An 11,989-nucleotide genomic window follows, 5' to 3' on the forward strand; every position below is an offset into this window, starting at 1 on the left:
CGAAGAAGCACACCATTTGGTGTGCTTTTTTGCTGTGAAAGAACGTCTTTTTTATTACTTGAGTACATAGTCTTTAAAGTAAGTAATTGTCTAATGTAGGAGGAATGCCATGAAACAGATTTTCATTCCAGCTATACTTCTAATTGTTGTCATCCTTCTTATTCCTGCGGCAATGGTAAGTGTAAATGGTAGCAATCAAAGCGCTCAGGAACCATTTAAAATCGCGCCTTTAGAGAAGACAAGCCAAGCGAGTGAGCCTAGTGTACAATCAGAAGTTGTTAAACAAGAAGAGACAATTGACGTGTATCGCTCACAAAAGGAAGACGTAGAGACCGTTTCCTTAACGGAGTATGTAATAGGTGTCGTTGCCTCAGAGATGCCTGTAGAATACGAACTAGAGGCTTTAAAAGCTCAATCATTAGCAGCTCAAACTTATTTGATGGCGCAGAAAAATGTGGCTGATGAAAGCCGCAACGTTCCTGAAGGTGCGCTTGTAACAGATACCGTAACGCATCAGGTGTATCAAAATAAAGAAGAATTGAAGAAGAAGTGGGGAGAAAATTTTGATGCTAACTGGGCAAAGGTGGAAAAAGCGGTTCTTGCGACGGCAGGAGAAGTGATTATCTATAACGAGCAACCTATCACCGCTGCTTTTTTTTCGACTAGTAATGGCTATACCGAGAATTCAGAGGATTATTGGGCGCAAGAAATTCCTTATTTAAAAAGTGTAGAAAGTCCTTGGGATCAAGATTCTCCTCGGTTTGATGAAGAAATGACGCTGACAATAGATGAGTTTGAAGAGAAATTAGACGTAACGTTAAAGGGTGACGGTTCAATTGGTGAAATTCAATCAAGAACAGAAGGTGGGCGAGTGGAGGTTGTTCAGATTGCAGATAAACAGTTTACTGGTCGGGACATTCGAGAAGCCTTAAACTTAGACTCATCTGATTTCTCTTGGTATATAAATGGAAATACTGTTGTCATTCAAACAAAAGGTTGGGGCCATGGAGTAGGAATGAGTCAATTTGGTGCAAACGGAATGGCAAAAGAAGGGAAAACATATAAAGAGATTGTTTCACACTACTATTCAGGTGTATCCATTGAAACAATGGAACAGATAGAGGGATAGATTCAAAAAGACTGGTTCTCTTAATGCAAGAGCCAGTCTTTTTTTTGATTGTTTAGCCTTGATAGACCCTTGCTATGAACGATTCTACTGCTTCTATAAAATAAAAAAATATTTTTTTCGCATGCATGTATATATTTCTATTAATTTGCTCAGAATGATTGGCAGAGGTGATGAGAAATGAAAGAAGAAAAAAATTCTTCAAACAAAATTCAAGATTTAATGCGTAAGCGTTGGGTGTTACCGAGTGTTTATCTTGCTGCTGCTGCTGGTCTTTTGAGTACGGTTTTATTTCTTCAAAGCGGAGAAGATACAGAAAGAGAATTAGAGATTAGTGAAGGACCTGAACAAACAGAAGAGCCAACAGCTCCTGTAAACGTTGCGAATGAATCCTTCCACCTACCTGTTGAAAATGAAACAGATTTTGATAGAGTAGGAATCTTCTATGATGCACAAGCAGAAGTAGAAGAGCAAGAGCAAGCTATTGTCTATTTTAACAACATGTATGTAGAGAACAAAGGCGTTGATTTTGCAAGTAAGAATGGAGAAGCATTTCCTGTAATGGCTTCAATGAGCGGTGTTGTGACAAAAGCGATGAAAGATTCGTTATTAGGTTTTGTCGTAGAAGTTGATCATGGTGATGGCGTTGTCACACATTATTCTAGTCTTTCAGCTTTAGATGTGAAAGAAGGTAAAGAGGTTTCACAAGGTGATGTAATTGGTGAGGCAGGATCGAATTCATATAATCAAGAGGCTGGAATTCATGTTCACTTTGAAGTGCGTCATGATGGTGTAGCAGTGAATCCAACTGATGCAATGGAGAAATCAGTTGAAGATATAGCCGCTTTTGCTCCACAAGGTGAGAAGAAAGAAAAAGAAAAAGAGAACGAAAAAGAAGAAAACGAAAAGCCTGACGAGAACGAAAAGCCTGATGAAAATGAAAAGCCAGAAGAAAACAAGCCATCTAATGATGAAGAACTCGAAGGCGAAACAGAATAACAATTGAAAAAAGCAGAGCTCGTGCTAAATGGGCTATGCTTTTTTCTCATTTATAGGACTTGCGTTAAGGATATAGGTCAATCAGATTTTTTCGAAAAACAGATAAACTCTGTGAAAATGTGGTATATCATGCGCGACTTGCTAATACACTTTATCAATCACCTTAACAGAAATAGGGAGGCGAGTCGTGTGCACGATTACATCAAAGAGCGAACCATCAAGATAGGGAAGTACATTATTGAGACGAAAAAGACTGTTCGTACGATTGCGAAAGAATTTGGAGTCTCAAAAAGTACTGTACACAAGGATCTCACAGAACGTTTACCTGAGATTAATCCAGAGCTTGCTAACGACGTGAAAGAGATTCTTGAGTATCACAAGTCGATTCGCCATTTAAGAGGTGGTGAAGCGACAAAAGTAAAGTATCGTAAAGTCGAACAACCAGCTGTCAAGACTCAGAGATAAATATTTCGACAAGATGAGTCGTTTCTCCCTAATTTGTGTTACTATTTATAATAGGTAAAAAGTGCGTCTTTAAATAGAGAATCAGGTATACATTACATAAGAATCGGTTGTTTTGCGCACATCACCATATAAGTTGTAACGAGAAAGAAGGGGGAACAAAGTCATGCTAGGTCGTGATATTGGAATTGATTTAGGAACAGCGAATGTATTAATTTATGTTAAAGGTCGAGGGATTGTACTAGATGAACCGTCAGTGGTAGCCCTTGATACGACGACAAAACGAGTGTTGGCTGTAGGAGAAGAAGCCTTTCGCATGGTTGGACGTACACCTGGAAATATCGTAGCTATTCGTCCAATGAAGGACGGTGTCATTGCAAACTTTGAGATGACAGAGTCGATGTTAAAACATTTCTTAAACAAGATCAATGTGAAAGGTTTATTCTCTAAACCTCGGATTTTAGTTTGCTGTCCGACTAATATTACATCAGTAGAGCAGAAAGCGATACGCGAAGCTGTTGAGAAGACTGGTAGCAAAAACATCTATTTGGAAGAAGAACCGAAAGTTGCAGCCATTGGAGCAGGAATGGACATTTTTCAACCTAGTGGAAATATGGTCGTTGACATTGGCGGTGGTACGACAGACATCGCTGTTCTATCTATGGGTGATGTTGTTACAGCCTCTTCCATTAAAGTAGCAGGTGACCGATTTGATTCTGATATCCTATCTTACATAAAAAAAGAGTACAAGCTTCTTATAGGTGAACGAACGGCTGAGGAAATCAAGAAACAAGTTGCAACAGTATTTCCAGGAGCGAGAAATGAGCAAATGGATATTCGGGGGCGTGATATGGTGTCAGGTTTGCCACGAAACATCACCATTCGTTCTGAAGAAATCGAAAAAGCGCTTGTAGAATCAGTCGACTACATTGTACAAGCAGCAAAACATGTTTTAGAACAAACCCCTCCTGAGCTGTCAGCAGATATTATTGATCGCGGTGTTATGCTTACTGGTGGAGGAGCATATTTGCATGGAATTGATACGTTGTTAGCAGAGGAATTAAAAATCCCCGTTTTAATTGCAGAAGAGCCAATGCACTGTGTGGCTACAGGTACGGGTATCTTACTTGAAAATCTTGATCGCATGTCAAACAAAAAGGTTTATATTTAAGGAGGTAGCTCATGTTAAAAGGGTTTTATACTGCAACGAGTGGTATGCTTTCGATGATCGTCAAGACCAGTTAACGAACAATTTGGCTAACTCCAATACACCTGGTTTTAAAGCCGATCAGTCGGTAACACGTTCGTTTCCAACGATGCTAATGCAGGCGAATAATGCTTATCAATCGCCTAATAGACAAGTTGTCGGTGAATTGCCTACTGCAGTTTATTTGCAAGAACATTTGATGAACGCTCAACAAGGCGATATTCAACAGACTGGACAAGCTACAGATCTAGCTTTGGTGCAAGGTGGAGCAACTGATGGCGCAGCTGTTTTTTTTGCGGTTGAAACAGAAAATGGTATCCGTTATACACGGAACGGTAATTTCCAAGTTGATTTGAATGGGAATCTTGTTACGGCTAGTGGCGGAAGGGTATTAGGAACCGACGGCAATCCTCTGCAAGTAGGAAATGAATCCTTTACGATTCAGCCTTCAGGTATTGTAGTAGTAGATGGAGAAGAAATTGGCTCTCTTGAAGTTGTCGTCGCTGACGATGTAAATGACCTCATAAAAGAGGGGAACGGATACGTACGTAATGATCAAACCGATATGCAATCCGCTTATAATGTTGATACCGTAACGTTTTCAGTGCAACAATATGCATTAGAAAACAGCAATGTCGATGTGACAAGTACGATGAATGAGATGTTACAAGCTTATCGATTATTTGAGGCCAATCAAAAGGTTATTCAAGCGTATGATCAAAGCTTAGAAAAAACAGTGAATGAAGTTGGGCGAATTAACTAAGGAGGGATAGAACGTTGATATCCGGATATAGCTCCGCGGCAACGCTTCAGCAGTTACAGAGAAAGCTAGAGACGCTGTCAAACAATATTGCAAATTCAAATACCGTTGGGTTCAAAAGTCGTTCTGTTTCTTTTTCGGATGTGCTTTCATCAGAATATACCAATCAACCTAATGAAAACCGTTTAACACCTCATGGATTAAGGGTGGGAACAGGAGCGAGAGCATCTCTTACTTCTCTTTCTGCAGCACAAGGGGATGTGAAAGAAACGGATCGAGCTCTCGACTTTGCTTTGACGGAGCCTTCTCTTTTCTTTACAATAGCAACAAACGATGGTCAGCGTTTAACGAGAGACGGAACGTTTTATTTCTCTGAGACAGCAGGAGGAGAACTATCGCTCGTAACGAATAGTGGAGAAACACTTCTTAATGAAAATGGTGCACCTATACGTTTACCTGCTTCCACGATTTCATTAAGACTTGAGCAGGCTGGATTGATTGCAGAACTTGCTGACGGACAAGAACAAGTCATCCCTACATTTGGGTTAACACAGATTGGCCGACCTCAAGCTTTGGAAGCTGTAGGGGAAAATCAATATGTTTACCTTCAAGAGGATGCTATTTTTGGACAAGCCCAAGCAAATCAAGTAAAACAAAGGGCGCTTGAGCAATCGAATGTGGATTTAAGTCAAGAAATGACTGAACTTATTTCCACACAAAGGCAAATCCAGCTACAAGCAAGAGCGTTTTCATTTTCCGATGACATGGCTGGCCTCGTAAACAATATTAGGCGTTAAAGCGAGGGGGAGGTGCGGACTTGAGTGATAGAAGCAACGACACTTCGGATAAAGAAATAGAAGGGTCCTCGATGCAGAAAGAAACAAATGAGTCTGAAACGAAGTCTAATCATGATTCTTCTTCAGATTCAATGCTCGAGAAGAGTGACCAAGAGCAACTTGCCAATCCTGAGACGTTAGAGAAAGAAAATGTCCAAGAACCAGTGCAAGATCATGACGATCATGATCAAGAAGAAGGGGATCATGCAGAGGGAGAAAATCCTGAACAGGTTCTTTTACATGAGGAAAGTGAAGAGAACACGGTTGAATCAGAAAAAGAGGTGACCGATGAAAAATCTGTCGGTGCTGCTCCTGTTCACAACCAAGAGTCAATGACGAGAGAAGAAAGAAAGCGAAAACAACAAGAGGAAGAGAATGCCTCTCGTGAAGACGAACCAGTTAAACGAGGTCGTATAAGGCTTATTCCAATATGGGTAAGAATTATTCTTGTAACTGTATTGGCGGGCGCTGCACTCATAATGGGGTTAGTAATCGGTTTTTCGGTTATTGGTGGCGAAGACAATACATGGGAAGTATTAAAACCAGAGCTGTGGTACAACATTATTGATACCATAAGAGGTCAATGATAAAGACACGGAAAGGATGAAGAAAAATCCTTCCGTGTCTTTTTTGGTTCGTTTAGTTCTCGTTGATACACTTTGACATGTTAACTTGTCCTCTTCTTAAATAGAGGAACCATGTATGATTTTACACTAGTCTCACATACTAGAAAAAAATGTGGAGGGATAGGAATCAATGGTTTTTTCAAATAAAAAATCGCCAAACCAACCAAAAAAGCATGTTGCTTCCTATCAAACCATTGAAGAAGTTTTGACCCATGCAAGCCAGTCTGATGATTTTATAACAAGGGAAGAATGGCAAGTTGCAAAACAAAAACTAACGATGTTTTATTTTGAATCCATGATTGATATGCAAAAGCTACCTTCCCATGTTTTGCATCCTATCAGTAAGCTGACGCACTATACATTCGAACAACTGAAAGAACGGTTGTTTACAACTGAAATGAAGCGGTGTAATACGGCGTTAGAAGCGGATGAGGGGCTTTTAAAAGGCTCCATTCTATTGCTTGTTGAAGAAAGCAGGAAAACGAGTTATCTGTTAGTGGATTTGTCTCATCAAGAGGATCGTGAAGTAACGGTACCAGAAATTGAGTTCAGTGTTTTTGGCTCGAAAGAATCATTTATTGAAACAGTTGAAGTCAATATTAATTTATTAAGACGTCGAATTCCTTCCTCAGATTTATACATGAAAAAATATACGGTAGGCAGTCATTCAAAAACAGATGTATACGTCGTTTACTGTCAATCCATTGCGAATGAGGAAAATGTGGCAACGGTTCAAAAGCGCATGAGTGAGTTAGACATTGATCAAATACAAGACGCTTCCATGCTTCTACAAGTGATTGAAGACACACGATCAATCTTTCCACAGATCATAGATACGGAACGACCTGACCGATCGGCAGGGGCATTATTAGAAGGGAAAATTGTCATCTTAACAAATGGTTCACCGCAAGCCCTTATTACACCTGTAACGGCATTTCAATTTATTTCCGCTTTTGAAGATTATCTTCTCTCTTGGCAAACGGCCTCTGCTTTACGCTTAGTACGTATTATGGCGGTGTTCTTTTCTATCTTTGCAACGCCTCTGTATGTAGCGATATTAACGTATCATCCAGAAATCATTCCACAAGATTTATTTTCAAGTCTAGTTGTTTCAAGAACGGCGGTCCCATTTCCACCCATTATGGAGGCGCTTTTTTTAGAAATAACGATTGAATTACTAAGAGAAGCTGGAGCGCGCCTTCCAACGAAGGTTGGTCAAACCATTGGTATCGTTGGGGGGATTGTCATTGGAACAGCTGCTGTTGAAGCAGGTTTAACGAGTAATGTTTTGCTCATTATTGTGTCATTGGCTGCATTAGCGTCTTTTACGATTCCAGTTTACCGGATGGGGACAACCATTCGTTTTGTTCGATTTCCATTTATCATTGCCGCTCAAGCATGGGGATTAATTGCAATAGCACTTGTTTCAATTATTTGTATGAGCCATCTATTATCACTGACTTCATTAGGTAGACCTTATATGGCACCGATTTATCCTTTTTCCTTCACAGATATGAAAGACTCTCTATTACGGTTGCCCCAATCGATGCAAGGAACTCGACCACGATTTCTACAAACGAAGAGAAAGAAGCGGCCGTTTAATAGACATTCTAAGCCGAAAAAAGATATTGACGACGGTTATTAGAAAAAGGAGCATTGCAATGGCACAAACGCCCCCTAATCATCTACAAGTTCCTGCTTATATGGCTTTCTTCCTCGTACATGGCGCGCAATTTGGAGTAGGAGTATTAGGTTTTTCACGCTATATCGCTGAAATAGCAGGTTACCAATCTTGGCTTGCAGTAATCATTGCAGGTGCAGCCAACCAACTTATTATTTGGATGATATTTAAGACAATTAAACGAACCCAACAGCCTGATCTTTATATGGTCAACAAGACTTTATTTGGAAAATGGCTAGGTAGCATGATGACGATTCTATTTAGCCTTTATTTTGCCACTCTAGCTGTTGTTGTTTTACGCACCTATATCGAGATCGTCCAAGTGTGGATCTACATAGAGCTAGCTACGTGGTCAATCGCTCTCGCCTTTTTACTTGTTGCTTATTATGCAATTATAAAGGGGTTTCGTGTTATAGCAGGATTGACCTTTTTATTTTCGTTTCTTCCTTTGCTGTTAACACCTACTATTGCGCCAGTTCTTGAATACGCCGAATGGTATCATCTGTATCCGATGATGACGACGTCGTTTATTGATATTCTTAAAGCTAGTTTCATCTTAACATTAAGTTTTGCGGGAGCAGAGCTGATTTTTGTTTATTATCCTTTCTTACAAGACAAGGAGAAAGCACAGCAGTATGCCCATCTAGGTAGTTTAGCAACGACTATTGCCTATTTAGTGATAACGTTTTTAACCTTTATTTACTATAGCGCTGAGCAGTTGAAGCTGACAATTTGGCCGACTTTAAGCGCATGGAAAATTGCTTCCTTTGTTTTTATTGAACGCGTTGAATACATCGGGATAGCCATATGGTTACTTGTTATTTTTCCAAATATCATCTTAACAATTTGGGCGTCTAGTCGTCTTCTAAAGCTTCAGTTTCGTATAACACATAGAAAGACGGTATTCTTCTTACTCCTTTTAGTGTTTATAGCAACCATTCAATTTACGACTCGTGATGCGATTAATATGTTAAATGAAAGTATTAATTATATTGGACCAGTATTCATTTTCGGCTTTATTCCATTCCTTTTAGTTGTAAGCTTCATACGGAAAAAGAAAGGAGGAGAATCAGCATGAAAAAGAAGCTCTTTATTTTTTTAGTAACGGTAATGGTTGTGTTTCTTTTCTTTTCTAACGTACGTACGAATATTATTGACGAGCTTCAACTTGTGACAATAGTCGGCTTTGATCGGGCAGAAGACGAGCAGTTCCGTGGTACGGTAACATTAACTGCTTACTCAATAGAAGAGGAATTGAATAATGTGACGCTTTCTGCAGTGTCCACATCAACGAGAGAACTTCGTTTAAAGCTGAATGCCATGTCTTCAAGACCTATCCATGGTGGGAAAATCTCCGCCATCGTTGTTCAAGACGAGCTTGCAAAGACTGGTCTTTTCTCCCTTTTGGATACGTATTATCGCGACCCAACCATTGCACTAAGATCGTATCTATGTGTAACGAGAGGGAATGCAGAGACGATGTTAAACCGTGAGTTTCCTTTGCAAACAGAAATAGGTACTTATCTAAGTGATATGCTTTCGCATAATGTAGACTATGGAAATTTACCGTTAACGAATATGCACTTGTTTATGAGAGCTTACTATGAAAAAGGCAAAGACCCTATTATGCCGATAATATCGTATACAAAAAATGCGTTGCGAGTAGAGGGGATGGCTCTTTTTAAAGATGATCGGTTTGTGGCAGAAGTTGATTTAAACGATTCGTTTTATTTGAAATTAATTCAAGATGGCTATCAGCATGGAGGTTTAATTGAAGTGGCCATGGATCAGGGAGAAAAAGTTGCGGTACTACGAGAAATACGATCCAATTTAGATTTGAAAACAGATCTGGACAAAAACGTGATTCACCTTGACGTAACATTAAAGAGTCGAATCAGTGAATATTCAGGAGGGCTTATTACAGAAGAAAAGGTAAAGGAAATTGTAGAAGCAGCTAAAGCCAATATTGCTTCTGGAATTCGTGATATCGTTTCGTTAATGCAAGAAAACCAGGTCGATCCGATCGGTCTTGGTGCTAGGCAGTTAGAAAAAGAAAAGATAAGTGAGGAAGAGTGGTATGACATCTTCCAACAAATGGATGTTGACGTTACAGTCGATGTGAAGATTGTTGAATCAGGAGTTAGTCAATGACAGTATCTTTTTTATACTATATTTCCTTGAAGTACCTACTTTACAAATGACCGTGTAGCGGTAAAATGAAAGACGTTCATTTTTTTAGTAGGAGGAAAAGATAATGGCTAATGTACTAATGATTAATGCTAGTGATCGTCATGAGCATGGCGTCAGCGTGAAAATGTATAATCAATTTGTTCAATCATATAAGGAAACCCATAAGCAAGATACAGTTGAAGAGGTGAACCTTTTCGAAGCAAACCTGCCTTACTACGGTGAAAAGGCTATTGTAGCACTAACAAAGAAAGCGCAACAAGTCGATATGACGGTGGAAGAAGAGGAATTGGTAAATACGATTAGCTATTACCGTGATCAGTTCTCAAGAGCAGATAAACTAATGATTGCTTTCCCACTTTGGAATTTCACAGTACCGGCTCCCCTTATTACGTATCTATCGTATTTAGCTCAAGCTGGTTTTACATTCCAGTACACTGAAAATGGTCCGATCGGGTTAGCAGGAGATAAGGAAGTCGTTCTTTTAAGTGCTCGTGGTGGTATTTATTCAGAAGGTACACCGATGGAAAGTGCTGAGATGGCAATGAAACTAGTTCGTCAGACTATCTCTTTATGGGGGATTGTAAACCCGGAAGAGATTGTTATTGAAGGGCATAATGCGGCTCCAGATCAAAAAGAGCGCATTCTTGAAGAAGGACTTACAAGCGTTGCGACAGCTGCTGGACGTTTTTAAGTGAAATCATTACGCATGAGAGGGATTTCCCCTTTCATGCGTTTTTTATTTCTATAAAAGTTCCAAATCTTCTAGTCGCTTTAACCAATCAGTTAAACAATCATTCCAGTAGGCCCACGTATGATCACCAGGTCCCTCAATGTATTGATAGGGAAGAGAAGTCATTTCAGCTTGCTGACGAAAGGTTTGATTGATCGGATAGAGAAAATCTTCTGTCCCACAGTATTGAAACAATGGTAAAGATATAGCCTGTTTGTCAACTTGGTCCAGTTTATATAAAAGATCATTCTTCGTTTGTGTAACGTTCTGCTCAAGCCCAAAAATCGCTTGCATATAAGGTTTTCTCTCTGTATCCTGATTCTTCTCTTGGAGGGTAACTAATTCTTCGATGAGCAAGGCACCAGAAAAACTTGCTGCTGCTCGAAACCGTTCAGGTTCGTTCAATGCTAACTTGAATGCACCAAAACCACCCATTGATAAGCCAGCAACGTAACGATGTTCACTTTTTCTAGAAAGAGAAAAATGCTTCTCCATCGTTGTTGGCAATTCATCTTGAATGAAGGAATAATAGTTCCCACCATAAGTCATGTCATTATAATAACTTAATCCTACATCAGGCATACAGATGACAAGATTATATTGATTTGCAAGCTGTTCAACGTTAGTATTACGTAACCAAGCCGTTTCATTATCGCTCCAACCGTGAAAAAGATAGAGTGTTCTATATGGTGGTGTGGCATGATCAGGTACTATTAGTTGAATTCCTATTTGTTTACCTATCGTAGTTGCATGTACTGTCATATGAATGAGTGCCAAGACTATTCGCTCCTTTTACAATGGTTCCTCAATCCTTATTCGCTATTCATCGTATAATTCCTCCTCTTGCTTAGAGTAAGGTGAGAAATATGATAAAATAAGTCGAGAAAGAAAGAGGAGGCGGCGTTCTTGTTATCAATAGAAGAAATTAAAGCGTTAATTCCCCATCGTTATCCATTTTTATTAGTTGACAAGGTTATTGAATTAGAAGCGGGAAAACGAGCGGTAGGGATAAAAAACGTGACGGTGAATGAAGAGTTCTTTAATGGTCATTTTCCTGAATATCCTGTTATGCCTGGTGTGTTAATTGTTGAGGCTTTAGCTCAAGTATCTGGTATTGCAGTAGCCAAAGCACAAGAAGATACAACAAAGATTGGATTGTTTGCAGCGATTGATCAATGCAAATTTAAACGTCCGGTTCGCCCAGGCGATCAGCTACGACTAGAAATAGAAATTACACGTATAAAAGGACCTGTTGCAAAAGCGACTGGTGTTGCTTACGTAGATGGCAAAGTTGCCGCTCAAGCTGACATGACATTTGCTTTTAAGTAAGCGTAGGTTTAAAAAAAATGAGCGTATCGACTAGAGCGTGGGG

General features: G+C 39.6%; 13 protein-coding genes. 12 read left to right on the top strand and 1 reads right to left on the bottom strand.

Annotation, left to right across the window (positions count from 1 at the left end; all coding sequences use genetic code 11):
• The first annotated feature begins 109 nt into the window (after window positions 1–109).
• The 11 genes from spoIID to BK583_RS02055 all read left to right on the top strand — a co-directional run bounded on the left by spoIID (window position 110) and on the right by BK583_RS02055 (window position 10,578).
• On the top strand, window positions 110–1,129 hold the full coding sequence (spoIID, locus tag BK583_RS02005) for a stage II sporulation protein D (protein WP_055735434.1): 1,020 nt from the start codon (window positions 110–112) through the stop codon (window positions 1,127–1,129).
• A 177-nt stretch (window positions 1,130–1,306) separates the two neighbouring features.
• Window positions 1,307–2,125 (top strand): stage II sporulation protein SpoIIQ, encoded by an 819-nt coding sequence (spoIIQ, locus tag BK583_RS02010; RefSeq protein WP_038484034.1) that lies wholly within the window; start codon window positions 1,307–1,309, stop codon window positions 2,123–2,125.
• Between the two features lie 189 nt (window positions 2,126–2,314).
• Window positions 2,315–2,590, top strand: a complete 276-nt coding sequence (gene spoIIID, locus BK583_RS02015; protein ID WP_035394300.1) for a sporulation transcriptional regulator SpoIIID — start codon at window positions 2,315–2,317, stop codon at window positions 2,588–2,590.
• Window positions 2,591–2,753: 163 nt separating this feature from the next.
• Window positions 2,754–3,758 carry a rod shape-determining protein gene (locus BK583_RS02020; RefSeq protein ID WP_055735433.1) on the top strand — a complete coding sequence of 335 codons (1,005 nt, stop codon included), beginning with the start codon at window positions 2,754–2,756 and terminating at the stop codon, window positions 3,756–3,758.
• Window positions 3,715–4,557, top strand: a complete 843-nt coding sequence (locus tag BK583_RS02025) for a flagellar hook-basal body protein (protein WP_367576362.1) — start codon at window positions 3,715–3,717, stop codon at window positions 4,555–4,557. Before BK583_RS02020 ends, BK583_RS02025 begins: the two co-directional genes overlap by 44 nt.
• A 14-nt stretch (window positions 4,558–4,571) precedes the next feature.
• Window positions 4,572–5,351 (top strand): flagellar hook-basal body protein, encoded by a 780-nt coding sequence (locus tag BK583_RS02030; RefSeq protein WP_051667678.1) that lies wholly within the window; start codon window positions 4,572–4,574, stop codon window positions 5,349–5,351.
• A gap of 20 nt (window positions 5,352–5,371) precedes the next feature.
• On the top strand, window positions 5,372–5,977 hold the full coding sequence (locus BK583_RS20385) for a DNA-directed RNA polymerase subunit beta (RefSeq protein WP_139366148.1): 606 nt from the start codon (window positions 5,372–5,374) through the stop codon (window positions 5,975–5,977).
• Between the two features lie 169 nt (window positions 5,978–6,146).
• Window positions 6,147–7,661: a spore germination protein gene (locus BK583_RS02040; protein ID WP_055735431.1), complete on the top strand. Its 1,515-nt coding sequence runs from the start codon at window positions 6,147–6,149 to the stop codon at window positions 7,659–7,661.
• A gap of 16 nt (window positions 7,662–7,677) precedes the next feature.
• A complete protein-coding gene (locus BK583_RS02045) occupies window positions 7,678–8,775 on the top strand; it encodes a GerAB/ArcD/ProY family transporter (protein ID WP_038484025.1) in 1,098 nt (365 codons plus the stop codon).
• Window positions 8,772–9,848, top strand: a complete 1,077-nt coding sequence (locus tag BK583_RS02050) for a Ger(x)C family spore germination protein (protein ID WP_038484022.1) — start codon at window positions 8,772–8,774, stop codon at window positions 9,846–9,848. Before BK583_RS02045 ends, BK583_RS02050 begins: the two co-directional genes overlap by 4 nt.
• Before the next feature lie 103 nt (window positions 9,849–9,951).
• Window positions 9,952–10,578 carry an FMN-dependent NADH-azoreductase gene (locus BK583_RS02055; protein ID WP_038484019.1) on the top strand — a complete coding sequence of 209 codons (627 nt, stop codon included), beginning with the start codon at window positions 9,952–9,954 and terminating at the stop codon, window positions 10,576–10,578.
• Between the two features lie 51 nt (window positions 10,579–10,629).
• On the opposite strand, the gene BK583_RS02060 is transcribed toward BK583_RS02055, so the two are convergent.
• On the bottom strand, window positions 10,630–11,394 hold the full coding sequence (locus tag BK583_RS02060; protein ID WP_055735429.1) for an alpha/beta hydrolase: 765 nt from the start codon (window positions 11,392–11,394) through the stop codon (window positions 10,630–10,632).
• Window positions 11,395–11,523: 129 nt separating this feature from the next.
• Here BK583_RS02060 and fabZ point away from each other — a divergent pair, with 129 nt between their 5' ends.
• The gene (gene fabZ / locus BK583_RS02065; protein WP_038484013.1) at window positions 11,524–11,946 is read left to right on the top strand and encodes a 3-hydroxyacyl-ACP dehydratase FabZ; all 423 of its coding nucleotides are present in this window, start codon (window positions 11,524–11,526) and stop codon (window positions 11,944–11,946) included.
• The last annotated feature ends 43 nt before the right edge of the window (window positions 11,947–11,989 follow it).

Source organism: Shouchella oshimensis, assembly GCF_002019765.1.
Classification (GTDB): domain Bacteria; phylum Bacillota; class Bacilli; order Bacillales; family Bacillaceae_D; genus Shouchella; species Shouchella oshimensis.